23 protein-coding genes are annotated in these 25,075 nt (G+C 71.4%); 10 read left to right on the top strand and 13 right to left on the bottom strand.

Annotation, left to right across the window (positions count from 1 at the left end):
- The first annotated feature begins 45 nt into the window (after positions 1–45).
- Positions 46–1,152, top strand: coding sequence for an IS30 family transposase (locus Athai_RS31195; RefSeq protein ID WP_344319566.1), 1,107 nt, complete (start codon positions 46–48; stop codon positions 1,150–1,152).
- Here Athai_RS31195 and Athai_RS31190 read toward each other — a convergent pair.
- Positions 1,105–2,439 (bottom strand): MFS transporter, encoded by a 1,335-nt coding sequence (locus tag Athai_RS31190; protein ID WP_203964796.1) that lies wholly within the window; start codon positions 2,437–2,439, stop codon positions 1,105–1,107. The genes Athai_RS31195 and Athai_RS31190 overlap by 48 nt on opposite strands.
- A 449-nt stretch (positions 2,440–2,888) precedes the next feature.
- Complete coding sequence (locus Athai_RS31185) at positions 2,889–3,971, bottom strand: serine hydrolase domain-containing protein (protein WP_203964795.1); 1,083 nt, start codon at positions 3,969–3,971, stop codon at positions 2,889–2,891.
- A 163-nt stretch (positions 3,972–4,134) separates the two neighbouring features.
- Between Athai_RS31185 and Athai_RS31180 the strand changes: the two genes are divergently transcribed.
- Together Athai_RS31180 and corA are read left to right on the top strand one after the other, a co-directional pair.
- Positions 4,135–5,217: an aminotransferase-like domain-containing protein gene (locus Athai_RS31180; protein ID WP_203964794.1), complete on the top strand. Its 1,083-nt coding sequence runs from the start codon at positions 4,135–4,137 to the stop codon at positions 5,215–5,217.
- A 658-nt stretch (positions 5,218–5,875) separates the two neighbouring features.
- The gene (corA, locus tag Athai_RS31175) at positions 5,876–7,006 is read left to right on the top strand and encodes a magnesium/cobalt transporter CorA (RefSeq protein WP_203964793.1); all 1,131 of its coding nucleotides are present in this window, start codon (positions 5,876–5,878) and stop codon (positions 7,004–7,006) included.
- 182 nt (positions 7,007–7,188) lie between these two features.
- On the opposite strand, the gene Athai_RS31170 is transcribed toward corA, so the two are convergent.
- Entirely contained in the window at positions 7,189–7,965 is a 777-nt protein-coding gene (locus Athai_RS31170) for a hypothetical protein (protein WP_203964792.1), read from the bottom strand.
- 208 nt (positions 7,966–8,173) lie between these two features.
- Between Athai_RS31170 and Athai_RS31165 the strand changes: the two genes are divergently transcribed.
- Both Athai_RS31165 and Athai_RS31160 read left to right on the top strand, forming a co-directional pair.
- Complete coding sequence (locus Athai_RS31165) at positions 8,174–8,698, top strand: peptidylprolyl isomerase (protein WP_203964791.1); 525 nt, start codon at positions 8,174–8,176, stop codon at positions 8,696–8,698.
- Between the two features lie 134 nt (positions 8,699–8,832).
- A complete protein-coding gene (locus tag Athai_RS31160) occupies positions 8,833–9,726 on the top strand; it encodes a rhomboid family intramembrane serine protease (protein ID WP_203964790.1) in 894 nt (297 codons plus the stop codon).
- A gap of 13 nt (positions 9,727–9,739) precedes the next feature.
- Here the strand turns inward: Athai_RS31160 and Athai_RS31155 are convergent, their stop codons facing one another.
- Positions 9,740–10,360 (bottom strand): PH domain-containing protein, encoded by a 621-nt coding sequence (locus Athai_RS31155; RefSeq protein WP_203964789.1) that lies wholly within the window; start codon positions 10,358–10,360, stop codon positions 9,740–9,742.
- A 230-nt stretch (positions 10,361–10,590) separates the two neighbouring features.
- Here Athai_RS31155 and Athai_RS31150 point away from each other — a divergent pair, with 230 nt between their 5' ends.
- Positions 10,591–11,769, top strand: coding sequence for a thiolase family protein (locus Athai_RS31150; RefSeq protein WP_203964788.1), 1,179 nt, complete (start codon positions 10,591–10,593; stop codon positions 11,767–11,769).
- A gap of 78 nt (positions 11,770–11,847) precedes the next feature.
- Here Athai_RS31150 and Athai_RS31145 read toward each other — a convergent pair whose 3' ends face one another.
- Positions 11,848–12,087 carry a DUF397 domain-containing protein gene (locus tag Athai_RS31145; protein WP_203964787.1) on the bottom strand — a complete coding sequence of 80 codons (240 nt, stop codon included), beginning with the start codon at positions 12,085–12,087 and terminating at the stop codon, positions 11,848–11,850.
- A gap of 373 nt (positions 12,088–12,460) precedes the next feature.
- Entirely contained in the window at positions 12,461–12,730 is a 270-nt protein-coding gene (locus Athai_RS31140; protein ID WP_203964786.1) for a cell division protein CrgA, read from the bottom strand.
- A gap of 65 nt (positions 12,731–12,795) precedes the next feature.
- Between Athai_RS31140 and Athai_RS31135 the strand changes: the two genes are divergently transcribed.
- The 4 genes from Athai_RS31135 to Athai_RS31120 all read left to right on the top strand — a co-directional run bounded on the left by Athai_RS31135 (position 12,796) and on the right by Athai_RS31120 (position 15,473).
- Entirely contained in the window at positions 12,796–13,596 is an 801-nt protein-coding gene (locus Athai_RS31135) for a DUF881 domain-containing protein (RefSeq protein WP_203964785.1), read from the top strand.
- Positions 13,597–13,631: 35 nt separating this feature from the next.
- A complete protein-coding gene (locus tag Athai_RS31130; protein WP_239157283.1) occupies positions 13,632–14,447 on the top strand; it encodes a class E sortase in 816 nt (271 codons plus the stop codon).
- 3 nt (positions 14,448–14,450) lie between these two features.
- On the top strand, positions 14,451–14,708 hold the full coding sequence (locus tag Athai_RS31125) for a hypothetical protein (RefSeq protein WP_203966791.1): 258 nt from the start codon (positions 14,451–14,453) through the stop codon (positions 14,706–14,708).
- Between the two features lie 114 nt (positions 14,709–14,822).
- Positions 14,823–15,473 (top strand): aminodeoxychorismate/anthranilate synthase component II, encoded by a 651-nt coding sequence (locus tag Athai_RS31120; protein WP_203964784.1) that lies wholly within the window; start codon positions 14,823–14,825, stop codon positions 15,471–15,473.
- Positions 15,474–15,531: 58 nt separating this feature from the next.
- Here Athai_RS31120 and pknB read toward each other — a convergent pair whose 3' ends face one another.
- From pknB to Athai_RS31085, 7 genes are all read right to left on the bottom strand, one after another.
- A complete protein-coding gene (gene pknB / locus Athai_RS31115; RefSeq protein ID WP_203964783.1) occupies positions 15,532–17,322 on the bottom strand; it encodes a Stk1 family PASTA domain-containing Ser/Thr kinase in 1,791 nt (596 codons plus the stop codon).
- Positions 17,319–19,004, bottom strand: a complete 1,686-nt coding sequence (locus tag Athai_RS35430; protein WP_203964782.1) for a serine/threonine-protein kinase — start codon at positions 19,002–19,004, stop codon at positions 17,319–17,321. Before Athai_RS35430 ends, pknB begins: the two co-directional genes overlap by 4 nt.
- 37 nt (positions 19,005–19,041) lie before the next feature.
- Positions 19,042–20,505 carry a penicillin-binding transpeptidase domain-containing protein gene (locus Athai_RS31105; protein ID WP_203964781.1) on the bottom strand — a complete coding sequence of 488 codons (1,464 nt, stop codon included), beginning with the start codon at positions 20,503–20,505 and terminating at the stop codon, positions 19,042–19,044.
- Positions 20,502–21,986: an FtsW/RodA/SpoVE family cell cycle protein gene (locus Athai_RS31100; RefSeq protein WP_203964780.1), complete on the bottom strand. Its 1,485-nt coding sequence runs from the start codon at positions 21,984–21,986 to the stop codon at positions 20,502–20,504. Before Athai_RS31100 ends, Athai_RS31105 begins: the two co-directional genes overlap by 4 nt.
- Before the next feature lie 4 nt (positions 21,987–21,990).
- Entirely contained in the window at positions 21,991–23,391 is a 1,401-nt protein-coding gene (locus tag Athai_RS31095; protein WP_203964779.1) for a PP2C family protein-serine/threonine phosphatase, read from the bottom strand.
- Between the two features lie 245 nt (positions 23,392–23,636).
- Positions 23,637–24,122, bottom strand: coding sequence for an FHA domain-containing protein FhaB/FipA (locus Athai_RS31090; protein ID WP_203964778.1), 486 nt, complete (start codon positions 24,120–24,122; stop codon positions 23,637–23,639).
- Complete coding sequence (locus Athai_RS31085) at positions 24,122–24,910, bottom strand: FhaA domain-containing protein (protein ID WP_239157282.1); 789 nt, start codon at positions 24,908–24,910, stop codon at positions 24,122–24,124. The genes Athai_RS31090 and Athai_RS31085 overlap by 1 nt, the downstream gene beginning before the upstream one ends.
- Positions 24,911–25,075 lie beyond the last annotated feature (165 nt).

Raw genomic sequence — 25,075 nt, 5'->3', positions numbered from 1 at the left:
CGGTCTCTAGCGTTCAGTGCAACAACGGGGTGCTGGGGGTGTGTGGTGGCTGCTGCTGGCGTGTTGGGTTTGTCGCATCGGCGGTTGATTGAGTATCACTGGGGTGCTGGTGCCTCGATCAGTCAGATCGCGGGGATGTTGGATGTGGCGGTCTCGACGATCTCGCGGGAGATCAGCCGGTATCACTCGGCGCGGCATGGCACCAAAAACCCGCGGGGCGGCTGGTTGCCGCCAGGTCGGCGGGGGAACTACCGGTGGGGGTATCGGGCCGATTGGGCGCAGCGGCGGGCCGGGCAGGCCCGCCGCCGGCCGAAACCGCGGCTGTTGTGGGCCAACCGGGTGCTGCGGGAGTTGGTGGTAGACGGGCTGGCCCGGCGCTGGTCACCGCGTCAGATCAGCCGGCGGCTGGTCATCGATTTCGCTGACCGGCCAGACTTACGGGTGTGCGCTGAAACCATCTACCAAGCGATCTACCTCCAGGCCCGCGGCAGTCTGCGGGAGTTGGTCGACGACGCGCTGCGCTCGGGCCGGCGGCAACGACGACGCCAGTCTCGCGCGGCCACCGCCGCGCGGGCCGCGTTGCGCGCTAAACCCTGGGTCAGCGAACAGGTCCACATCAGCGCCCGCCCCGCGCAGGCCAGTGACCGGGCCGTGCCCGGCCACTGGGAAGGCGATCTGGTCATCGGCGCCGGCGGCCGCTCCGCGATCGTGACCCTGGTCGAGCGCACCACCCGCTACACCATGCTCGGAGCGCTGCCCGTCGATCGCTCCAGCCCCGAGGTCATCACCGTGCTTCGGACCCTGATGGCCCGGCTACCGGCCGCTCTGGCCCAATCGATCACCTGGGACCAAGGCTCGGAGTTGTCCGAACACGCCCAGTTCACCCTCGCGACCGGCTGCCCAGTGTTCTTCTGCGACCCGCACCACCCCTGGCAACGCGGCAGCAACGAAAACACCAACGGGCTGCTGCGCCAGTACTTCCCGAAAGGCCGATACGACTTCACCACCATCGACCAACACGGCCTGGACATCGTGGCCGCCGAACTCAACGACCGGCCCCGCGAAACCCTCGACTTCCACACCCCCGCCGAACGACTCACCCAACTACTCGCCAGCAACAACGGCGACACCACCGTTGCACTCACCCCTTGACACCAAGGCGCTTGCCTTACGGATAACGCCATGATCAACCGGGAGGCCCGGGGCCGGTTCGGGGGCCGCCGGGGAGGCGGGGGTCAGGGTGGGCGGTGGAGGGTGCGGGACGCGGCGGGCCAGCACGGTACCGAGCAGCACGACCAGGCCGCCGAACCCGGCGGCGGCGGCCGGGCCGAGGTGATCCAGCAGCGCGCCGATGACCGGTGACATCACCGCGCCGCCGGCGGTGGTCGCGGTGGTCATCCAGCCGAACGCCTCGCCGCGCCGGTCGTCCGGGGCGAGCGCACCGAGCCGTGAGTTGCTGGCCGCGATCGCCGGCGCGATGGCGGTACCGCCGATCAGCAGCACCGCCGCCACCAGCACCGGCGACGGGTGCGACAGCACCGGGGGAAGTACCAGGGCGAGCAGCACCAGGCCGGCGGTGACCAGCCCGACCCGCAGCGGCAGCCGCTGCCCGCCGCGCCCGGCGAGGAACAGCCCGCCGACGCCGGACCCGACCGCCCAGACCGCGCCGAGCACCCCGGCCAGCGACGGGGTGCCGCGATCCCGGGCCCACGCCACCACCACCATGTCGCCGGCCGTCAGCGCACCCACCAGCAGCGCCATCACCACCAGCACCGACACCAGGCCGGGCGAGCGGAGGACCGCGAACGGCGACTCGCGCCGAGTCGGCTCCGACCGGGCCGCCGGTGGCCGGGTCTGCAGCCCGGAGCGGTGCACCACCAGCGCGAAGCCGGCCGAGCCGAGCAGCGCCAGTACCGCGCAGGCGGCCACCGCGGCGCGCGCGCTGACCAGCGCGACCAGCAGCGCCGCGAGCATCGGCCCGACCACGAACAGCAGCTCCTGCAGCGTCGCCTCGGCCGCGTAGCTGGCCTCCCGGGCGGCGGCGTCCGGCAGCCGGGACCACACCGACCGCGCCACCTGCCCGGCGGGCGGCTGGGACAACCCGGCCAGGAACGCCAGTACCGGCGCCACCGGCCACCACGCCGGCGGCAGCGCCGCCATCAGCCCGATGCCCGCGGCGTACCCGAGGCTGGTCAGGACGAGCAGCCGTGGCGCCGGTTTGCGGTCCACCGACCGGCCGCGCAGCGGCCCACCGATGCCGCTGCCGATGATCAGCGCGGACGTCACGACGCCGGCCAGCGTGTACGAGCCGGTCCAGCCGGCGACGAGGAACGTGATCGCCAGTGCCATCCCCGTCGCGTACAGCCGGGCCAGCAGCGACACCGCCAGCAACAGCGGCAGGTGCGGGGTGGCGAGGATGCGACGGTAAGGGGTGAGCACGTTACAGGTACTAACAGAGTGCGCTCCGCCGCCGCTACGAGTTTCCGGCCACAGGCCGGCTGCCCGTCGCCCGGCGGGTAGCCCTCATCAGGGTCCTTTGCTCTGCCTACCTGAGCGCACCGCGGCTCTGCCTATCTGAGCGCACCGCGGCTCTGCCTATCTGAGCGCACCGCGGCTCTGCCTACCTGAGCGCACCGCGGCTCTGCCTACCTGAGCGCACCGCGGCTCTGCCTACCTGAGCGCACCGCGGCTCTGCCTACCTGAGCGCACCGCGGCTCTGCCTACCTGAGCGCACCGCGGCTCTGCCTACCCGACGGCCACCACCTGCCCGGTGGTGCATATTTGTGCGCAGAGCAAAGGGAGCCACACAGCCCGGGTCGCTCCGGCCCGATGCCGGTGTCAGAGCACGGCGGCCCAGCCGGTGTCAGAGCGCGGCGGCGCAGCCGGCGTCAGAGTGCGGCGGCCCAGGCGGAGACCGCGTGCCGGGTCGGGTTGACGTCGGTCTCCCGCGTCGGGTGCACCCGGTTGGTGAGCAACACCACCGTCAGCCGCCGCGCCTGGTCGACGACCAGCGAGGTGCCGGTGAAGCCGGTGTGCCCGAACGAACCGGGCAGCGGCGCCATGAAGTTGTCGTCGCCGATCCGGGCGCCGATGCCCTGCCGGTACCGGTTCGCCACGGTCGCCGGCAGCTGGTCGGTGCGCAACTGCGCCACGCTCTCCGGCTTGAGCACCGTCACCCCGTCGAGCGTGCCGTCCTGCCGCAGCAGTTCGCCGAACCGGGCCAGGTCGGCGGCGGTGGCGAACAGGCCGGCGTGCCCGGCGACGCCACCCAGCCCGTACGCGTTCTCGTCGTGCACCCGGCCGTGGATGATTCCGGTGGCGAGATCGTCGCGTTCCTCGGCGGCGGCGATCCGCGGCAGCAGCGCCACCGACGGGTTGAACCCGGTCTGCCTCAGCCCGAGCGGCCCGAGGATCCGCTCCGCGACCAGCGCCTCCAGCCGGCGCCCGGTGACCAGCTCGGCCAGGAACCCGGCGGTCTGGTAGCCGATGTCGGAGTACGCGAACGCGGTGCCCGGCTCGCGGACCGGTTCGGCGTCGAGCAGCAGCTGCCGGCGGGCGCCGATGAAGTCGGCCTCCCGCCACACCGGCCGACCGGGCCGGTAGCCGCCCACGTGGGTGAGCAGCATCCGCAGCGTGGTGCGCCGCTTGCTGCCGGTGCGGTACTCGGCGAACCACCGGCCGACCGGCTCGTCCAGGTCGAGCAGGCCCTCCTCGACGAGCCCGAGGACCACCACCGCGGTGAACATCTTGGTGATCGAGGCGATGTCGTACAGCGTGTCGAACCGGGCCGGAATCCGACGCTCCGGCGGTAGCAGCGAGAAGTCCCGCCCCGCGTACCGCACCGCCTCGCCGACGGCGGCCCGGCCGACCACCTCGCCATCGCGGAGCACCAGCGCCACCGCCGACGGGTACACCCCCGGCCCGGACTCGTCCGGCAGCCCCGACTCCAGCACCGCGCGCAGCTCGCTCACGGCACCCGAGACTACGGCCCGCCGGCCGCCCCGGCCGAACCCGGGCAGCGCCGCGCGGCGTACCACCGCCGCATCGACCTGCCCCGATGGGCGGCGATCCGGATGCTGAGCGGCAACCAGGCCGTGCGTTGCGGCCGGTGACCGGGCGCCTAACCTTGTCCGCATGGCCGACACGATTTCGTTCGCACGTGGAGCCCCGTCCCTGGACATCGTGGATGTCGAGGGCCTGAAGCAGGCAGCGGTCCGAGCCTTCGACAGCGATCCCGGCGGCCTCACGGCGTACGGGACCTCCGTCGGTTACCTGCCGCTGCGCAAATGGATCGCCGACAAGCACGGCGTCGCCCCGGAGCAGGTGCTGGTCACCAACGGCTCGCTGCAGGCCGACGCGTTCCTGTTCGACCTGCTGGTCAAGCCGGACAGCGACGTGGTGGTGGAGCGACCGACCTACGACCGGACGCTGCTCGGGCTGCGCAACCGGCACGGGAAGCTGCACCCGGTGACGGTCGACGACGACGGCATCGACGTCGAGGAGCTGGCCGGGCTGCTCGCCGGCGGGCTGCGGCCGGTCCTCGCGCACATCATCCCGAACTTCCAGAACCCGGCCGGCGTCACGCTGTCCGTGTCGCGCCGGGAGCGGCTGCTGGAGCTGGCCCGCGAGTACGACTTCACGATCTTCGAGGACGACCCTTATCTGGACATCCGGTTCGCCGGTGATCCACTGCCCACGATGCGGGAACTCGATCGCGACGACCGCGTCGTGTACGCGTCCTCGTTCACCAAGACCGTCTGCCCGGGGCTGCGGGTCGGCTACCTGGTCGGGCCGGCGGCGACGATCGCGAAGATCGCCAAGGCGGCCACCAACACCTACATCTCGCCCAGCATGGTGGCGCAGGGCATCGTCTACCAGTTCGCCACCTCGGGCGCCATCGACGCGTCCATCAAGACCGTCCGGGCGGCGCTGTCCGAGCGGGTGAACCTGCTGGCCGACGCGCTGCGCAAGTACCTGCCGGAGGCGCGGTTCACGGTCCCGGACGGCGGCTACTTCCTCTGGGTCGAGTTCCCGGACAGCGTGGACGTGAGCAAGGTGGCCCCGGCCGCCGCCGAGCGTGGTGTCGCCGTCGTCAAGGGCAGCGACTTCCTGCTGGAGGGCGGCGAGCACGCGCTGCGGCTGGCCTACTCGGCGGTCACCTCGGACCAGATCGACGAGGGCGTGCGGCGGCTCGCCGAGGCGGTGCACGCGGGCTGACGACGTTCCCGGCCGGCTCGGCCGAGGACCCGGTGAGGGCGTGCCCCGAACTCGTGCGGCCGTGGTCGGCCGACGGCTGCGGGGTGCGCCCTGTTGTCGTCGGTACAGCCACTGTCAAACGTCCAGATCGTGGGAGGGTGACGCTCACGGACGCGTCGCGTTTGTGACATGGCGCAAACCCGCCAACTTCAAAGCGTTCCCTGGCCGCCGAGGCCGTCCTAGATTGGCGTCGGCCGCCGTCCGTGAGCATCATCTTGCGGAGTGGCGCATAAAGGCTTTACCCCCGCCCCCGGAGGCGCCGGGTGGAGTCACCGGCTGAACCCCCCGTAGCCGGTGGCCCACCCGGCGCCTCGCTCAATGTCGGGGTCCCGCCGCCCGGCCGACGCTCCGGCCCCGCACCGCGGCCCTCCCACCCGCCGATCGCGAGGTATCCTGCCGCCCAGCACCGGCGGGTGACTGGCCACTCGGCGCCGCGCGGGCCGGCGATCTGCCCCTGGTAGTACAGTTTCCTGCGGACCCGCCGAGAGCGTGCGCGCTCTCCTGGGCATTTCTTGTGAGTTCGTGAGCCGGACGTTTTCGGCGATCAGACTGGGAGGACCCGCGGCAGCACTGTGCCCGGACATCGGCCGCTGCCGTGCAGGCGGAAAGGGGGCGGACGATGGCATATCAGCACCGAGGAAACGGTCGTGGGCTGAGTCGGGCGTTCAGCGCTCCGGTCCGCGCCGTGTCGAAGGTCCTGCCCCGCACCGGCACCAGCGTCACCCCACCCCGTCCGCCGTCCCGGCCGGCCCGCAGCTCCATCGTCGACTGCGGGCTGTACGTCGCGGGTGTCCGCCAGCCCGGTGAGTGGGACTACCGGGACGCGCTGGCCGCGGCCCGGGAGCGCGACGACGCGTTCGTCTGGCTCGGCCTGCACGAGCCGGACGTGGACGAGTTCGCCGACATCGCGCAGACCTTCGACCTGCACGAGCTGGCCGTCGAGGACGCGGTCAAGTCCTACCAGCGCCCCAAGGTCGAGCGGTACGGCGAGATCACCTTCGTCGCGGTCCGCACCGCCCGCTACGTCGAGCACGCCGAGCTGACCGAGACCAGCGAGGTGGTCGAGACCGGCGCGGTGATGCTGTTCATCAGCCCGCACTTCGTGATCACCGTGCGGCACGGCGACGCCTGCCGGCTCAGTCCGGTCCGGCAGGAGCTGGAGACCAAGGAAGAGCTGCTCGTGCAGGGCCCGTGGGCGGTGTTCCACGCCGTCGTCGACCGGGTCGTCGACCTCTACCTCGATGTCGCGGCCGAGATGGAAACCGACATCGACGAGGTCGAGGAGAGCGTGTTCAGCCGGGCCGGCGACGACCGGATCCAGCGCATCTACCAGCTCAAGCGGGAGCTGGTCGAGTTCAAGCGGTCCGTCGTGCCGCTGGCCCGGCCGCTGAACTCGCTGGTCAGCGGCCGGATCCCGGGGGTGCCGAGCGAGATCCGGCGCTACATCCGGGACGTGGCCGACCACCTGTCCCGCACCGTCGAGCAGGTGGTCACGTTCGACGATCTGATCAACTCGATCCTGCAGGCGCGGCTCGCGCAGCTGTCGGTCGACATGAACAACGACATGCGCAAGATCGCCGCCTGGGCCGCCATCCTGGCGGTGCCCACCGCGATCGCCGGCATCTACGGGATGAACTTCGACCACATGCCGGAGCTGCACTGGATGTTCAGCTATCCGGCCGCGGTCGCGCTGATGCTCGGCGTCTGCGTCGGCCTGTACCGCATCTTCCGCCGCTCCGGCTGGCTCTGAGCCACCCGGCCGGCTGGCTTCGAGCGATCCCGCCGGCCGCGATCCCGCCGGCCGCGATCCCGCCGGCCGGTTCCGGATGCCCGCCGCTCCGGCCGGCTCCGGCCACCGCCGCCCCGGCACCAGAAGCGACACCGCTCCGCTCCCGGCAGGGGAGCGGAGCGGTGCGGACGGCGTAGGAGCGGTCAGGCCTTGTGGCCGTTGCTGCGTGCCTCGGTGGCCGCGTTGTTCGCCTTCTGCTTCGCGGCGTCGGTCGCGCCGGCCGTCTTGCTGCGCATCGTGTCGGCAGCGTTCTTGGCCGTGTCGGTAGCGTTCGACACCTTGCTCTTCGCGCTGTCGACGGCGTCGGCCGCCTTGTCCTTGGCGGTGTCCGCCGCCTCCGTGGCGCGTTCCCGCGCCTCGGCGAACACGCTGCTCGGCTCCGCGAACTCGTGCTCCGGCTCGTACTCGTCCCAGTTGGCGCTGGAACGCCGGGACACGACGGCCGCGACCGTACCGGCGGCGATGCCGAGTGCCAGCGCACCCACCACCCACGGCCAGCGACGGTGCCGCCGCTCGCCCCGTACCGCCTTCTTGGTGTCCGAGGCGCGGCGCTTGGCCTCGCTGCGTGCCTTGCCGAGCTTCCTGCCGGCCTCCTTGCGGGCCTTGCCGGCCTTCTTACCTGCCTCCCTGCGGGCCTCCTCGGTGGAGCGACGGGCGCTCTCCGCCGCCGCCGTCACCACCGGCGCCATCGCCTGAACTGTGGTGTCCCAGGACTTGCCCATCGCGCTGCGGGCCGCCTCGACCCGCGGCGACATGGCACCCCGGGCCGCGTCCAGCCGCGGCACCAGTACCTCGCGGGCGGCGTCGACCCGGGGGCTGAGCGCCTCCCGTGCCGTGTCGACCCGCGGAGCCACCGCTTCCGCCGCGCGCTCGGCGGCGATCACAGCCGCCGAGCGCAGGTGCCCGAGCCCGTCCGTCACTTCGTCTCCGAACTGCTGTGCACGTGTCTTGTCCGCACGACCCAGCGACACTTTGTCCCACCTCCCGTGAGTACTACCCGCCCATCCTCCCTGTTCCCCTACCCCCGTACCGGCCAAACGACAGCATGCGACGATTGCGTGATTGGCCACCGCCGTGGCCCTCCGCGGGGCGACAGGGCCACCCGGACAGCACCACAAGGAGATTCAGATGGCTGAGAAGCTGTACGCGACGTTGCAGACCACCGCCGGCCCGATCAAGGTCGAGCTGTTCCCGAACCACGCGCCCAAGACGGTCAAGAACTTCGTCGGGCTCGCCGACGGCTCGCAGGAGTGGACCGACCCCGCGACCAACCAGCCGGGCCAGGGCCCGCTGTACAACGGGACGATCTTCCACCGGGTCATCGACGGGTTCATGATCCAGGGCGGCGACCCGCTCGGCAAGGGCTTCGGCGGGCCCGGCTACCAGTTCGGCGACGAGTTCCACCCGGAGCTGCAGTTCAACCGGAAGTACCTGCTGGCGATGGCGAACTCGGGCCCGAACACCAACGGCTCGCAGTTCTTCATCACCGTCGCCCCGACGACCTGGCTGAACAACAAGCACACCATCTTCGGCGCCGTCGACGACCCGGCGTCGCAGCAGGTCGTGGACCAGATCGCGAACGCCAAGACCGGCCCGCAGGACAAGCCGGTCGAGGACATCGTGATCGAGCGCATCGACATCACCCAGGAGTAACGGGCGCGGGCCAGACCCGTACCGCCGCACACCGGGCGGCCGAGCGGTTCGGTCGCCCGGTGCGGCATGCTTGATACCCCGGCACCGGCCCGCGCGGGCCCGGCGCAGGTACCGCAGGCAGGGAAAGGCGCTCGATGACCGAACCGCAGACCACCGGCAGTCCGACCGTCCCGGTCTGCTATCGGCACCCGGGCCGGGAGACGTACGTCCGATGTGTCCGTTGCAACCGGCCGATCTGCCCGGACTGCATGAACGCCGCCTCGGTCGGTTTCCAGTGTCCGGAATGCGTCGCCGAGGGCAAACGTACCGTCCGGCAGCCGCAGGGCGCGTTCGGTGGCAGCCACCGGGCCGGCGACCGCGGGTACGCCACGATCGCCCTGATCGCCGCGAACGTCCTGGTGTACCTGCTGATCCTGGTCGGCGGTGGCCTCGGCGCAGCGATCGGCAGCGGCGGCAGCTTCCTCGCCGGCGCCACCACCGGGCTGGAGGTCAAGCTCGGCGTCTATTCACCGGCCATCGCGGACGGCGAGTACTACCGGCTCGTCACCGCGATGTTCGTGCACTTCAGCATCCTGCACATCGCGATGAACATGTACGTGCTGTGGATCCTGGGCCGCTACCTGGAGCGGGCGCTCGGCCCGGCGCGGTTCGTCGCCCTCTACTTCATCGCCGGCATCGGCGGGAACGTCGCCTGCTACCTGTTCACCGACCACACGCTGTCCGGCGGCGCCTCGACCGCGGTGTTCGGCCTGTTCGCGGCGATGTTCTTCATCAACCGCAAGCTGAACCTGTCGATCTCCAGCGTGGTCGTGCTGATCGTGATCAACCTGGTGTTCAGCTTCCTGGTGCCGGGCATCTCGATCGTCGGGCACATCGGCGGCCTGATCACCGGCGGCGTCCTCGGCCTCGGCCTGGCGTACGCGCCGAGGTCGGCCCGGACGCCGGTCCAGATCGCCGTCCTCGGTGGGGTGCTGTTGGTGCTGATCCTGCTCACCGTGGGCAGAACGGCCCAACTCCTGGGCGCCTAGGTGTGCTGTCCGGTCAGCGCTCGTTGGCCGGGCGGACCGTGTCGAGCTGGCGGACCACCTCGGCGCAGTCGGCGCCGCCGAGCTGGGTGCGGCTGAACAGGTGCAGCTCGGTGTCGCAGTCGATCTCGACCAGCTCGGACCGGATGCCTCGGCGGGACCGGTGGTCGACCCGGATGCGCTCCACGTCCGACCAGGCGATCCGGCGCCGGCCGAGGGCACCGCGGACGGTCACGCCGCCGGGGTCGGCGGCCAGCGAGACGGGCAGCACGAGGTCGCGCAGCGCCAGCGCGGCGAGCACCACGGCGCCGGCGATCCCGATCGCGAGGCCGACCCGATCGGTCTGACCGGCCCAGAGCCCGGCGCCGGCGAACAGCACCGCCCCGACGCCCTTCAACACCGTGCCGGCCGGTCGAACTCGCCATTCCACCCGATCCGGTACCGGGGCGGGGGCGGCCGGCCGGTCCGGTCCGCCGTCCTGGGCGAGGTCGCCGGCCGGGGCGGGCGGCTGGTCCGGCTCGGCCGGCGACACCCGATCCGGCCAGGTGGCGAACGGATCGTCCGGTGCCGTCCCGTCCTCGGCCGGCTCGCCGGGCGCCGCGCGCCGCAGCCCGAACGACTCCGCTCCGCTGTCCATTCGCCCAGTCTGCCCGCCGCCCGGCACGCCGGCCACACCCCGCCCGGCACACCGGCCACACCCCGCCCGGCACGCCGGCCACACCCCGCCCGGCACACCGGCACCGGGCCGCGCGGGCCAGCGGCCGGCGCCGGAGGGCGGCCATGCCCGCCCCGGATCCTTGCCGGCACGGGTCGGCGCCGGGCGGCGACCGGAGTACGCTTCGGACAAAGGCTACCGGGGAGTAACAGATGCGCGACGCGGTCATCGTCGAAGCGGTACGCACGCCGGTCGGGCGGCGCAAGGGCACGCTGGCCGGGGTGCACCCGGTCGATCTGTCGGCGCGGGTGTTGACCGCGCTGCAGGAGCGGTCCGGCGTCGATCCGGCGGTGGTGGACGACGTGGTGTGGGGCTGCGTCAGCCAGGTCGGCGAGCAGTCCTGGAACATCGCCCGCAACGCGGTGCTCGCCGCCGGTTGGCCCGAGTCGGTGCCGGGGACCAGCATCGACCGGCAGTGCGGTTCGAGCCAGCAGGCGCTGCACTTCGCCGCGGCGGCGGTGGTCAGCGGCCAGTGCGACGTGGTGGTCGCCGGCGGGGTCGAGGCGATGACCCGGGTGCCGATGGGGTCGTCCGTCGGCCACGACGTCGGGACGCCGTTCGGACCGCAGGTGCTCGCCCGCTATGCCGGCGTCGAGGGTGTCGTGCCGGGGCCGCTGCCGTTCAACCAGGGCGTCGGCGCCGAGCTGATCGCCCGGCGGTACGGGTTCGGCCGCACCCAGCTCGACGAGTACGCGCTGGCCAGCCACGAGAAGGCGGCCACCGCGCAGGATGCCGGCCTGTTCGCCGACGAGATCGTGCCGGTGCCGATCGAGGGGGGCGTGTTCGATGCCGACGAGGGCATCCGGCGGGACACCTCGCTGGCCAAGCTCGGCGAGCTGCCCACCCCGTTCCGGCCGGACGGGGTCGTCACCGCCGGCTCGGCCTCGCAGATCTCGGACGGCTCCGCGGCGATGCTGGTGACCACGAGCGAGCGGGCCCGCGAGCTGGGGCTGACACCGATCGCCCGGGTGCACGCGACGGCGCTCGCCGCAGCCGATCCGGTGCTGATGCTGACCGCGCCGATGCCGGCCACCGAGAAGGTACTGGCGAAGGCCGGTCTCGGCATCGACGACATCGGCGTGTTCGAGGTGAACGAGGCGTTCGCGCCGGTGCCGCTGGCCTGGTTGAAGGACACCGGTGCCGACCCGGACCGGGTCAACCCGCGTGGCGGCGCGATCGCGCTCGGGCACCCGCTGGGTGGTTCCGGCGCGCGGCTGATGACGACGCTGCTCGGGGCGATGCGGGCCGGCGGCCACCGGTACGGGCTGCAGACGATGTGCGAGGGCGGCGGCATGGCCAACGCCACCGTGCTGGAGCTTCTCGCGTCCTGAGCTGCCGGGCGAGCGGCGGTCTCCACCGCACCGGTCGAGCCGCCGGTCGGGTCGCGCCGGTCGTGCCGCCCGGCGGCGTCACTGCATCGGCAGGTCGAACTCGCCGTCCTTGGCGCCGCCGACGAACGCGTCCCACTCCGCCTGGGTGAACACCAGCACCGGGCTGTCCGGGTCCTCGCCGTTGCGCATGCAGATCTTGTCCTCGACGAACGCCACCTCGATGCGGCCGCCGCCCTTCGGCGTCTCCTCGTCGGAGCCGTGCCACACCGCGTTGGTCAGGTCGGGGCATTCCTTCTTCTGCGACTCGGGAGCGGTCATCGTCTCTCCTCAACGGGCGGTACCGGTGCCGGCCGGCGCCGGTTCGGCGACTGTCGGGGCCTCGAGCGGTCGAGCCGATCGGGCGGCTCCCGCACGGCCCCCTAGACGGTAAGCGGCTGGTCGGCCGGCCATCGACCGGGTCAACGCGTGGCGCCGGTCGGGCGCGCCGCCGGGGTCGCGTGATCAATGACACAACGCGATCCGGTGTCGGAAACGGGACGGCAGGCACGACGTGGGAGGGGTGGGCACGGAGTGACGACGAACACCACATCACGGCACGTGCCAACAGAGTTATCCACAGTGTGGATAACTCTGTTGATGAGGCGATCGGTGCGGATCTGGGGTAGTGCCAGGAGAGCGCGGACCGTGCGGGTCAACGCCACCGGGACAGCACGACCAGGCTCGCCACCAGCGCGGCGAAGCCGATCGCGAGGTTCCAGTAACCCCAGGTGCCGATCGGGAAGAGCCCACCGGACAGGTAGTAGGTCACCAGCCAGCCGATCCCGACCACGATGAGCACCAGTGCCGTGATCGGCACCCAGGTCGGGCTGGGCTTCTTCTTCGCCGCGGCGGTGCGCTCCTGTGGTCGCATATCCGCGGGCGGCGTGTAAACCTTCTTGGTACGTACTCGCGACTTAGGCACGGTCTCTCCTGACAGGGGTCCGGACGCTAGCGTAATCAAGGTTGGGCAGACCGCAAGGAGGAGGCGTGGCGGATTCCAGTCCCGCGGACCGGAACCCCGGGTTGCTCGCCCAATTCCTGCTGCCGCGCCGCCGTCCCGGCCGTAAGCCCGGTTGGTCTGCCATCGTGCCACTCGTCGTCGTTGCGGCCGGGTTCCTGTTCGCCACCACCGCCAGTACCGCCCGCGGCACGCAGCTGCGGGAGGACCGGCGGGTGCAGCTCAGCGACGCGATCCGGCAACGCCAGCGGGACGTGGCACGCAGCGAGAAGCGCGCCGCAGCGCTGCGCGCCGAGGTGGAAAGGGACACCAGCCAGCAGGGCCGTTCCGACGCGCGGGTCCGCGAGCAGCAGAAACGCGCCGCGGCGAGCAAGGCCGGCGCCGGCCTGACCGCGGTGCACGGCCCGGCGCTCACCGTCACCCTCAACGACGCACCGCGCCAGCCGGACCGGCAGCTGCCCAGCGGGGCGACCGCCGACGACGTGGTGGTACACCAGCAGGACGTGCAGTCGGTGGTCAACGCGCTGTGGGCCGGCGGCGCCGAGGCGATGTCCATCATGAACGTCCGGGTGATTTCGACCAGCGCGGTACGCTGCGTCGGCAACACGCTCCTGCTGTCCGGCCAGGTGTTCTCGCCGCCGTTCGTGATCGTCGCGATCGGTGACCGGGGTCGGATGAACGCGGCGCTGGACGCCGCGCCGGGGGTGCGTGCCTTCCGCGCAGCGGCCAAGGACTGGGGTCTCGGGTACGAGGTCAAGGGGGACGACGACGTGCGGCTGCCGGCGTACGACGGGTCCTCGTCCCTGTCCGATGCCCAGGTGCCGCGGTAGGACCGGATGCGAGCCGATCATCCCGCGGAGGGCACGTGAGCTACTGGGGGCCGGAGGGCGGCCGGGACTGGCACCCGGACGACGACGAGACGGTCATCATGCCGGCCGTCCCCAGGGAGATCCGGTCGCACCGGGCCCGGGGACGGGGCCGCGGCGCCGGGCGGCCCGAGCCGGCCGCCGCGGTACCGCCGCACGTGGACGGGCCGGTGCGGCGGGCCGTTCGCGGAATCGGCGAGGTGCTCATCACCTGCGGGCTGATCGTGATGCTGTTCGCCGGGTACGAGATCTGGGGCAAGCAGATCGTCATCCACAAGCAGCAGGACAAGTACGAGCAGCAGTTGCAACGGGCCTGGCAGAACCCGCCGAAGAAGGCGGACGACGCGCCGCCGCTGCCCGGCCAGGCGCTCGCCCGGCTGTACATCCCGCGCTTCGACATCAAGCTGATCGTGGTGCAGGGCGTGACGCCGGAGGACATCCGCAACGCGCCCGGTCACTACCCCGATTCGGCGATGCCCGGCCAGATCGGCAACTTCGCCGTCGCCGGCCACCGGGAGGACGCGATCTTCCCGCGCGACTTCGACAAGCTGCGCATCGGCGACGACATCATCGTGCAGACCCGCACCACCTGGTTCGTCTACCAGACCTACCAGCAGCAGATCGTCGACCCGCACCAGGTCGACGTGGTCAACCCGGTGCCGGGTGAGCCGGTGGGCGCCAAGCCGACCAAGGCGCTGGTCACGCTCACCACCTGCAACCCGTGGTGGGACAACTACCAGCGGCTGATCTATCACGGCAAGCTGGTCCGCCAGATGCCCACCTCGGACGGCATGCCGAAGGAACTGGGGGGCTGAGGCGTGTACGGGTGGATCTGGCGCAAGCTCCCGTTCGGCCTGCCCGGGAAGCTGATCGGCACCCTGGTGCTGGTGGTCGGTGCCGCCGCGCTGCTCTGGTACCTGGTGTTCCCGGCCATCGACCCGATCCTGCCGTTCAACGACGTGCAGGTCACCGGCCCGGGCAACGACCCCGGCCAGGGCAACGGTGCCGGCCACGGGAGCGGTACCCCGAGCCCGACACCGCACCGCAGCGGCGGCTCCGACCTCCCCGGCAACTGAGCCGGACCGGGAGGACCGCCCAGGCCCGGACCGCCGGGTCGGGCGATCGGCTGGGCCAGCGGGCGAGGCCCGCGACGTGTCCTGCCGGTCGAGACACGACCTAGACTTCCTGCCATGGGTACCCGGGTGCTGGTCGTGGACAACTACGACTCGTTCGTGTTCAACCTCGTGCAATACCTCGGCCAGCTCGGCGTGGACTGCCTGGTGCGACGCAACGACGAGCTGACCGTCGACGAGGCGCTCGCCCTGGACGTCGCCGGCGTGCTGCTGTCGCCCGGCCCCGGCACCCCGGACCGCGCGGGCATCTGCGTCCCGCTGGTGACGGCCGCGGCCGGCCGTCTGCCGATCTTCGGCGTCTGCCTCGGCCACCAGGCCATCGCCGAGGCGTACGGCGCGACCGTGGCGCGGGCACCCGAACTGCTGCACGGCAAGACCAGCGAGGTGCACCACACCGGCGCCGGGGTGCTCGCCGGGCTGCCCGACCCGTTCACCGCCACCCGGTACCACTCGCTCGCGGTGACCGAGTCGACCCTGCCGCCGGAGCTGCTGGTCACCGGGCGCACCGAGTCCGGCGTGGTGATGGCGATGCGGCACCGCGAGCTGGCGATCGAGGGCGTGCAGTTCCACCCCGAGTCGGTGCTGACCCAGGGCGGCCACCTGATGCTGGCGAACTGGCTGGCCGGCTGCGGTCACCCGGAGGCGCTGGCGCTCGCCCCCACCCTCACCGAGCAGGTCGAGCGCCGCCGCCTCGTCGCCGCCGGCTGACCCGGCCGGCCTGCCGGCGGCAGGCCGCCCGGCGACGAGTCGCACCGACCGCGGTCGGTCAGCCGCCCCCGCCGCCACCGGGAAGATCGCCGGTCGGGAAGAGGGTGTCGCTGGGCGACGGGCTCGGCGTCTCGCTCGGGCTGGCGGATGCCGAACCGGTCGGGCTCGGCGACGCCGACTTGCCGGTGGCCACCGTGATCGTCACCGTCGAGTCGCGTATCGCGGTGTCGCCGCCGTTCGGGGTCTGGCTGGTCACGGTGCCCTGCTTGGCGTCCGAATCGTTGTCCGGCAGCACCTTCACCTTGAAGCCGGCGTTGCCCAGCTGCTGCTCCGCCTCGGACTGCATCTTCCCGACAACGGACGGCACCTTGGTCTCGTTGCCCTTCGACAGGTGCACGGTGACCGTGGTCTCGACCGCCTGCACGCTGCCGGCCGCCGGATCGGTGTCGACCACCGTACCCTTCGGGCTGTCGCTGTCCACTTCGGTGAACCGGGCTTTCAGGTGTTGCAGCTGGAGCGTGCTCTTCGCCGCTTCCCGGGTGAACCCGGTCACGTCCGGCACCTTGACCGTCTTGGGTCCGCTGCCGATGGTCAGCGTGACCTGGGTGCTGGTCGGGATCTCCTTCTTCGCCTCGGGCGTCGGCACCTGCTCGATCACCTTGCCCCGCTGCGCCTTCGTCGACTTCGCGGTGCGCTGCTCGACATGCCGGAAGCCGGCGGTGTTCAGCGTCTTGATCGCGGTCGCGGTGGGCTTGCCCTTGACGTTCGGCAGCACCGCCTTCGCGCTGTGGTCGGAGGACAGGTAGAGCCCGATACCGACCGCGGCGACGCCGAGCACCACCAGCAGCGCGAGCGAGACGAGCACCCACACCGCTCGGCGGCGGCGGGCCGGGTCGGTCACCCGGGCCGCCGGCTGGGTACCGGTGTCGCCGCCGGCACCGCCCGCCGCCCCGAGCACCTGGGTACGCCCCTCCTGCGGTGGCGGCGGGGTCGCCAGCACCGGGCGCCCGTTCGCCGCCCGCAGCATGTCGGCGCGCATCTCCGCGGCGCTCTGGTACCGGTTGGCCGGGTTCTTCGCGAGCGCCTTCAGCACCACCGAGTCGACGTCCGGCGGCACGTCCGGGTTGCGCTGGCTCGGCGGCTTCGGCTCCTCCCGGACGTGCTGGTAGGCGACGCTGACCGGGCTGTCACCGGTGAACGGCGGCTGGCCGGTGAGCAGCTCGAACAGCACGCAACCGGTGGCGTACACGTCGGAGCGGGCGTCGACGGTCTCGCCGCGCGCCTGCTCCGGCGAGAGGTACTGCGCGGTGCCGATGACGGCGCTGGTCTGGGTCATCGTGGTGGTGGTGCTGGCGACCGCGCGGGCGATGCCGAAGTCCATCACCTTGACCTGGCCGGCGTCGGTCAACATGATGTTGCCGGGCTTGATGTCGCGGTGGATGATGCCGTGCCGGTGGCTGAACTCCAGCGCCGAGCAGGCGTCCGCGGTGATCTCCAGCGCGGACTTCGGCGGCAGCGGCCCCTCGGCGGTCAGCACCTCCTTGAGGGTCCGTCCGCTGACGAACTCCATCACGATGTACGGCAGCGCCTCGCCGTCGGCGCCCTTCTCCTCGCCGGTGTCGTACACGGCGACGATGGCGGGGTGGTTCAGCGACGCGGCGTTCTGCGCCTCGCGCCGGAACCGGGCCTGGAAGGTGGGGTCCCGGGCCAGGTCGGTGCGCAGCATCTTGATCGCCACGTCCCGACCGAGCCGCAGGTCGCGACCCTTGTGTACCTCGGCCATGCCGCCGTAGCCGATGAGCTCACCGACCTCGTACCGACTGCCGAGCACCCGCTCCTCGTCGGTCACGGGGAGTCCTCCCCGACGCCGAACGCTCCTGCGGTGTCACCGGTGCGGCCGGCCAGCGCGCCGTTGTTGCCGGACCCGCCGCCGGTGTCGCTGTTGGTGGGCGACGGATTGCTGTCCGGGGTGGTCGGCGCGGACGACGGCGATCCGGTGGTGCCGGCCGGCGACGACGGGTGCATGCCCGGCATCTGGTCCTTGCCGCCGTTGTCGCCGTTCCCGTCGCCGTTTCCGTTGCCGTTCCCGTTGCCGTTCCCGAAGCCGCCGGTGGAGACGTTGACCAGGACGTTGTCGCCGGCCCGCAGCGACTGGCCGTCGTTGCGCGCCGGCACGCAGCTGATCACCGTGCCGGCCGGCACCTTGAAGTTCGCCTTGTCCTTGCGGATCGGGTTGAGGCCCTTCTTGGTCAGCTGCTGCTGGACCTCGTCCCACGACCTGCCCGGACACGTGTTCATGTCGAAGTCGACCGTGCTGCTCTTCGAGGCCTGCGCGCTGGGTGACGTCGGCGGGTTGCCATCGGCGCGGTTGTTGTCACCGTTTCCGCTGGTCAGCGCGTACGCGATGGCGCCGATGCCGCCGAGCACGACGACCACTGCGAGCACGATCGCGGCGATCCGCAGGCCCCGGCCGTTGCCACCGCGGCGCGGTGCGGCGCCGGTGTACTCGTCGCTGCGCTCGTAGCCGGTGTTCGCCGGCGGCCCGGACGGCACCATCGCGGCGCCGCGCGAGTAGCCGCCCGCACCGCTGGTCGGTGCGTACCCACCGGGGCCGCTGGTCGGTGCGCCGGCCGGCATCACCGAGGTGTGCTGCGGGCCGCCGGCCGCCGCCGCGCCGGCGCCGAACGACGCGGTCGGCGCGCCGGACGCGACCCGGCGGGCGGCGTCCGCCATCGCCGACGCGCTCGGCCAGCGGGCCGCGACGTCCTTCGCCATCGCCCGGTCGACCACCTCGCGGGCGCCCTGCGGTACGTCCGCGGGCAGTGGCGGTGGCACGTCCCGGATGTGCTTCATCGCGACCTGGATCGGGTTCTCGCCCTCGAACGGCCGGTGCCCGGACAGGCACTGGTAGCCGACCACGCCGAGCGAGTAGACGTCCGAGGCGGCGGTGATGTTGCCGTTGCCGGTGGCCTGCTCGGGCGACACGTACGACGCGGTGCCGAGGATGGAACCGGCGGTGGTGAGCTGGCCGGACATCGCCGAGCGGGCAATGCCGAAGTCGGTGAGCACCAGCCGCCCGTCCGGGCGGACCAGCAGGTTGCCCGGCTTCACGTCGCGGTGCACGATGCCGTGCTCGTGTGCCGCCTGCAGCGCCTCGCCGGCCTGCGCCAGCAGGTCCATCGTGCGGGCCGGGGTGAGCCGGCCCACCCGGGCCAGCGTGGTGGCCAGCGCCTCGCCCTCGACGTACTCCATCACCAGGTAGGCGATCTGGCCGCCGCCGTCGATGTCGGTCTCGCCGTAGTCGTACACCTTGACCACGCCGGGATGGTTGATCGTGGCCATCACCCGGGCCTCGGCGCGGAACCGCTCGACGAAACCCGGCTCGGACAACAACGCGGATTGCAGGATCTTCACCGCGATCTCGCGGCCGAGGACGGTGTCCTCCGCCTTCCACACGTCGCCCATGCCGCCACTGGCGATCCGTTCGGTCAGCCGGTAGCGACCGCCCAGTGTGCCCCCGGGCGTCAGCATGTGCTCGATCCCTTCGTTCTCGCGCGCGCGGTCGTGGTCACTTGCCCAGCACCGCCTTCATGATGTCGCCGCCGATCTGGGTGGCGTCCCCGCTGCCGCTCTCGCCGGCCGACTCAAGAAACACGCCCACGGCCACCTTCGGGTCGCCGTTGTCGCGCGCGTAACCCATGAACCAGCCGTGCTCCGGCGCCCCGTTGCCGTGCTCGGCGGTACCCGTCTTGCCGCCGACCTCGATCCCGTCGATCTGTGCGTTTCGCCCCGTTCCGGACGAGACGACCGCGTTCATCATCTCGCGCAGCTTGCCCGCGGTGTCGGCGCTGATCGGCTGACCGTACTTGTGTTCCTGCGCAGTCCGCAACGCAGAGTAGTCGGAAGACTGGATCTCCTGCACCAGGTACGGCGTCATCTCGGTACCGTCGTTCGCCACCGCACCGGCGATCATCGCCTCCTGCAGCGGCGTCTCCGCCACGTTGAACTGCCCGATCGAGGACTGCGCGATCTGCGAGTCGCCCTTCGGGTCGCCGGTGACGCTCTTCGCGACCGGCATCCCCTGATCCTGGCCGAGCATCGGAATCGTCATCGACTTGTTCAGCCCGAACTGCTCCGCCTTGTTGATCACCGTGTCGGCGCCGAGATGCACCCCGAGCCGGGCGAACCCGGTGTTGCACGAATCACGCAGCGCGACCAGCATCGTCACCTGCGCCTGCGGGCAGATCTGCGGCACGTCGTTGTGGATCTCGTTACCCCCGTCGGACGGCTGGTACTTCGGCCCGGCCGGGATGTTGGTGTCCGGATTGTAGCCGTTTTCCAGCGCGGCGGCGGAGACGATCACCTTCATCGTCGACCCGGGCGGCCACGGGCCGCCGCCGCCCAGCGCCCGGTTCGCCATCGGACCGGAGCCGCTGTTCGGGTCGTACGAGTTCCAGGCCTTCTTGATCGTGTCCTGGTCGTGGCTGGCCAGCGGGTTCGGGTCGTAGCTGGGCGAGGTGACCAGCGCGAGGATCTTCCCGGTCTTCGGGTCCATCGCGACCGCGGCACCCTTGCGGCCCTTCAACGCGTTCCAGGCCGCGTCCTGGGCCTTCGCGTTGATCGTGAGCAGCACGTTCGCCCCGGCCGACTTCTTGCCGGTGACGGTGTCGGACAGCTTCTGCGTCAGCAGCGTGTCGTCGGTGCCGTTGAGCATCGAGTTCTCGTACCGCTCGATGCCGGTACTGCCGTAGACCAGCGACGTGTACCCGGTGATCGGCGCGTACTCCGCACCCTTCGGGTAGTACCGCTGGTAGCGCAGCACGCCGCCGGTGTCCTTGCTGTACGCCACCGGGTCCCGGCCGACCATGATCGCGCCACGGGGCGTGTCGTACGCGTCCTTCAGGATGCGCGGGTTCGCCGGGTTCTCCGCCAGGCTGCGGGCCTGGAAGAACTGCACCCGGGTCAGGTTCCCGAGCAGCGCCAGGAACAGCACGAACACCACCAGCGCGGAGCGTCGCAGGGTACGGTTCACAGCCTGATCACCTCCGTCGCGACGCTCTGCAGCTGCGGCGGTGGGTTGCCGCGGCCGCCACCGGTCACCTGCCCGGGCGCACGTGAGTCGTTCGAGATCCGGATCAGCATCGCGATCAGGATCCAGTTCGCCACCAGGGACGAACCGCCGTAGGACAGGAACGGTGTGGTCAGACCGGTCGCCGGAATCAGATCGGTCACGCCACCCACGATGACGAACACCTGCAACGCCACGGAGAACGCCAGGCCGCCGGCGAGCAACTTGCCGAACGGGTCGCGGGCCATCGTGCCGGCCTTCACCCCGCGCAACACGATCAGCAGGTAGATGAGCAGCAGCGCGGTCAGCCCGAACATGCCGAGCTCCTCGCCGATGGTGGCGACGATGAAGTCGCTGCGCGGCAGCGGCACCGAGGTCGGATCACCGGCGCCCGGTCCGGTGCCGAGCAGGCCGCCGACGCCGAGGCTGATCAGCGAGTGGGACAGCTGGTAGGTGTTGCCCAGCGGGTCGGACATCGGGTCGAGCCAGTAGTTGACCCGGTCGTGGAAGTTGCGGAACGGGCCGAGCCAGGTGCCGAGCGAGTAGGCCGCCACCGCGCCGAACCCGAACAGGATCGCACCGATGACCAGCCAGCTGCGCCGCTCGGTGGCGATGTAGAGCATCACCACGAACGTGCCGAGATAGAGCAGCGACGACCCGAGGTCCTTCTCCACCACCAGGATCAGCACGCTGAGCACCCACACCACCAGCACCGGGCCCAGGTCCCGGGGTCGCGGGAACTCGATCCCGAGCACCCGCTTGCTGGCCAGCGACAGCACCTCGCGCTTGCGCACCAGGTAGTAGGCGAAGAACACGAACAGCGCCAGCTTCGCGAACTCGCCGGGCTGCACGCTCGCCACCCCGGGAATGGTGATCCACACCTTGGCGCTGTTGACCTCGCTGAACCGGCCGGGCAGCAGCGCCGGGATGGCCACCAGCACGATGCCGACCAACCCCAGCGTGTACGCGTACCGGGACAGCGAGCGGTGGTCGCGCACCACGGCCAGCACGATGCAGAAGCACACCACCGCCACGGCGGACCACAGCACCTGCTGGATGCCGAGACCGTCGAACGGGCCGATGCTGGCGAACTTGCTGAACGAGTCGTCGGTCTCGCTCGGCACGTCGACCCGGTGGATCACCACCACCCCGATGCCGTTGATCAGCGTCGCCAGCGGCAGCAGCACCGGGTCCGCGTACGGCGCGAAGATCCGGATCAGCACGTGCGCCAGCAACCCCAGCATCAGCACCAGCAGCGGCAGCACCAGGCTGTCCAGCCGGATCGTGTTGATCAGCGCACCCTGGCTCGCCGCGGACAGCACCACCGTGATCACGAAGCCGAACAGCAACAGCAACAGTTCGGTGTTCCGGCCGGTGCGCACGCGTCCGCCGGCCGCGGCACCGGTGGGTGCCGCGGCCGGGAAGGCGAGGTTGGGTGAGGTCACGGATCTACCGGGCCGGTCGGCAGGCGCCGGACGGCACCGGGGACGGGGAGGACGACGGCGAGCTGGTCGCCGAGTGCGACGGCTTCGCCGACCTGGACTTCGACCCGGCCGCACCGGTCGGCTTCGGCGAGTGGCTGCCGCTCGGCGTCGAGCTGGGCGTCGGGGTCGGCGTCGGGGTCGCGCAGACCGGCAGCATGTTCGGGTTGCCGGTACTGTCGTCGGTCAGCTCGCGCAGCGTGTTCAGGGCGGCGGTGCGGTTCGGGCTGTCGATGCCCTGCGCCACCCGGTTGCGCACCAGCTGGGTCAACTCGCTGGTCTTGGTGTCGCTCCGGACGTCGACAGTGGACAGCTGCAGGCCGACGACCTTGCCGGGTACGCCGCGGAACACCGCCACGTAACCGTCGTCGGTGGCGCCCACGTAGTACTGCGCCTGGGTGTAGCGCCACACGCCGAAGCCGCCGCCGGCGAGCACCACCAGCACCGCGAGCACGATCAGGCTGTTGCGCACCGGGTGCCGGGTCCGCGCATCGGCATCGTCGGGCTCCGCCTGCTCCGGCGGGGTCGCCGGCCGCTGCGGCTGCTGGGCCAGCGCGGCCCGCGCCGCCGGGCTGTTCGGGTCCGCCACCGTGACGTTGCCGCGGTCCTGCGCGGCGGCACCGCCGACGATCGGGGACTGCTCCGGGAACACGCCCTCCACCACGTCGGCGATGATCACCGTGACGTTGTCCGGGCCGCCGGCCCGCAGCGCCAGCTGGATCAGCCGGTCCACGCACTCCTGGGTGTCCGGGATCGAGCGGATCGTCTCGCCGATCGTCTCGTCGCTGACGAAGCCGTGCAGGCCGTCGCTGCAGACCAGGTAGCGGTCGCCGGCGCGCGCCTCGCGTACCGAGAACTCGGGCTCGACGTCCTCGCCCTGCAGCGCGCGGGTGATCAGCGACCGCTGCGGGTGGTTCGTCGCCTCCTCCGGCGTGATGCGGCCCTCGTCGACCAGCATCTGCACGTACGAATCGTCCTTGGTGATCTGCGCGTACTGCCCGTCGCGCAGCAGGTAGCACCGGGAGTCGCCGACGTGTATCAAGCCGAACCGGGTGCCGGAGAACAGCAACGCGGTCAGCGTCGTACCCATGCCCTCCATCTGCGGGTTGGCCGCCACCGTGGCGCGCAGCCGCTGGTTCGCCTCGGACACGGCGTTGCGCAGCACGTCGACCAGGTCCGACCCGGGCACGTCGTCGTCCAGCGGTGCCAGCGTGCCGATCACGATGTTGCTCGCGACGTCACCGGCGGCCATGCCACCCATGCCGTCGGCGACCGCCAGCAGCCGCGGCCCGGCGAACACCGAGTCCTGGTTGCCGTCCCGGATCAGGCCGCGATCCGAATGCGCGGCGAAGCGGAGGGTGAGCGTCATGAGGCGTCCTCCGGAGCGAGCATCGCGGCGATCGTCGGCGAGGGCGGAGCGCAACGGGGGAGGCTGCCGGGGCGCACTGTCATGAGGCGTCCTCCGGGGCGAGCATCGGGGTGCGGAGGACGGCGCTGGAGAACACTGTCACGGGGGACCTCCGCGCGAGCCGAGCGGCGGGAAACGGGTCACCGCAGCACCGGAGACGCGTTCACCGGGGGGACGGAATGGAACGGGACACCGGAAGGTCATAGTCACGGCCGTAGCTCAAGGGCGGTGCGACCGATCCGAATCGGTACACCGAGGGGGACAGGGGTCGGTCCGGAGACCTTAGCGCGATCCAGATACGTGCCGTTGGTCGAGCCAAGGTCTTCGACGAACCAGTCCCCGTTGCGTGCCACCAGCCGGGCATGCCGGGTGGACGCATAGTCGTCGCTCAACACCAGGGTGGAGTTCTCCGCCCGGCCCATCGTGATCGGATGATCCCCCAGGGTGATCTGGGTGCCGGCCAGCGGACCCTCGGTGACCACCAGCAGCCGGGGCCGCCCCGGCGTGGCGCGCGGTCGCGACGGCGGTGGCACCGACGCCGGCTGCGCCCCGCGCGGGGGCGCCGCCACCAGCCTGTTGCCGCGCGAGGACGACCACAGGTCCCGCCGCACCACCCCGACGACCGCGAACACGAAGATCCACAGCAGCGCCAGGAACCCGAACCGGGCAACGACCAGGACGATCTCCGGCATCAGCCGTCCACGTGGAACGTCAGCGACGTCGTACCGAACTGGATCACGTCACCGGGCCGCAGCGCCACCGCCGAGATGCGCTGCCCGTTCACCACCGTGCCGTTGGTCGAACCGAGGTCCGTCAACACCACCCGGGTGCCGTCGAAGTCGAGCCGGGCGTGCCGGCGCGAGATGCCGACGTCGGCCAGCCGCAGCTGCGCCTGCTCACCCCGGCCGATGATCGTCGACCCGATCGCCAGCGCGAACTGCCGGCCGTCGTTCGACACCATCCGGGCGTTCGGCGTGCCCTGGCCCATCGGCGGGGCCGGCGGGCCGGACGTCTGGTACGCCTCCGGGCCCGGACCGGGCGGCGGCGGACCCTGCTGGTACTGCTGGTCGTAGCCCTGCTGCTGGGGCGGCTGCTCGGGCTGCTGCCCGCCGGTGTAGACCTCGGCGGTCACCCGGAACATGCCGGTGTCGAGCCCCTCGCCGCGCTCGATCTCGACGATGACGTCCCCGTACACCGTCCAGCCCTGCTCGCCGATGAACTCGGCCTGGGTCTGGGCCAGCTCCTGCGCCAGCGCCGCCGCGTACGGCGCGAGGCGACTGTGGTCGTAGGGCGAGAGATCGATCACGTACCGGTTGGGGACCAACGTGCGCCCACCGGCGAGAATCGCCTTGTGCGCCTCGGCCTCACGCTGCATGGCACTGGCGATCTCCACCGGGTGGACGACCCCCCTGAAGACCTTGGCGAAGGTGCCCTCCACCAAGTTCTCCAACCGCTTCTCGAAGCGTTGCAGAACGCTCACCGGCTCCTCCTCGGCATCCGTGACCCCGATGGTATCGGGCGAGACCACTCCCGTCGGCAGGAGCGTTCCTCCTCGTGCTAGGCTTTCGCCGCTGTCTGAGCTTGCACCATGTGGCTCGGAGAGCGGACCCGGGGCCATCGGCTTCCTGGTCCGGCGGGCACTGTA

The organism is Actinocatenispora thailandica (assembly GCF_016865425.1).
Lineage (GTDB): Bacteria > Actinomycetota > Actinomycetes > Mycobacteriales > Micromonosporaceae > Actinocatenispora > Actinocatenispora thailandica.
The sequence above is the reverse complement of the archived record's forward strand: the minus strand, read 5'-3'. Positions and strand labels throughout refer to the sequence as shown.

Bases quoted from the DNA above. Each gene is read 5' to 3' on its own strand.
- Athai_RS31180 (WP_203964794.1), top strand. From the start codon at position 4,135: ATGGCCGACACGATTTCGTTCGCACGTGGAGCCCCGTCCCTGGACATC.
- corA (WP_203964793.1), top strand. From the start codon at position 5,876: ATGGCATATCAGCACCGAGGAAACGGTCGTGGGCTGAGTCGGGCGTTC.
- Athai_RS31165 (WP_203964791.1), top strand. From the start codon at position 8,174: ATGGCTGAGAAGCTGTACGCGACGTTGCAGACCACCGCCGGCCCGATC.
- Athai_RS31160 (WP_203964790.1), top strand. From the start codon at position 8,833: ATGACCGAACCGCAGACCACCGGCAGTCCGACCGTCCCGGTCTGCTAT.
- Athai_RS31155 (WP_203964789.1), bottom strand. From the start codon at position 10,360: ATGGACAGCGGAGCGGAGTCGTTCGGGCTGCGGCGCGCGGCGCCCGGC.
- Athai_RS31150 (WP_203964788.1), top strand. From the start codon at position 10,591: ATGCGCGACGCGGTCATCGTCGAAGCGGTACGCACGCCGGTCGGGCGG.
- Athai_RS31145 (WP_203964787.1), bottom strand. From the start codon at position 12,087: ATGACCGCTCCCGAGTCGCAGAAGAAGGAATGCCCCGACCTGACCAAC.
- Athai_RS31120 (WP_203964784.1), top strand. From the start codon at position 14,823: ATGGGTACCCGGGTGCTGGTCGTGGACAACTACGACTCGTTCGTGTTC.
- Athai_RS35430 (WP_203964782.1), bottom strand. From the start codon at position 19,004: ATGCTGACGCCCGGGGGCACACTGGGCGGTCGCTACCGGCTGACCGAA.
- Athai_RS31095 (WP_203964779.1), bottom strand. From the start codon at position 23,391: ATGACGCTCACCCTCCGCTTCGCCGCGCATTCGGATCGCGGCCTGATC.
- Athai_RS31090 (WP_203964778.1), bottom strand. From the start codon at position 24,122: ATGCCGGAGATCGTCCTGGTCGTTGCCCGGTTCGGGTTCCTGGCGCTG.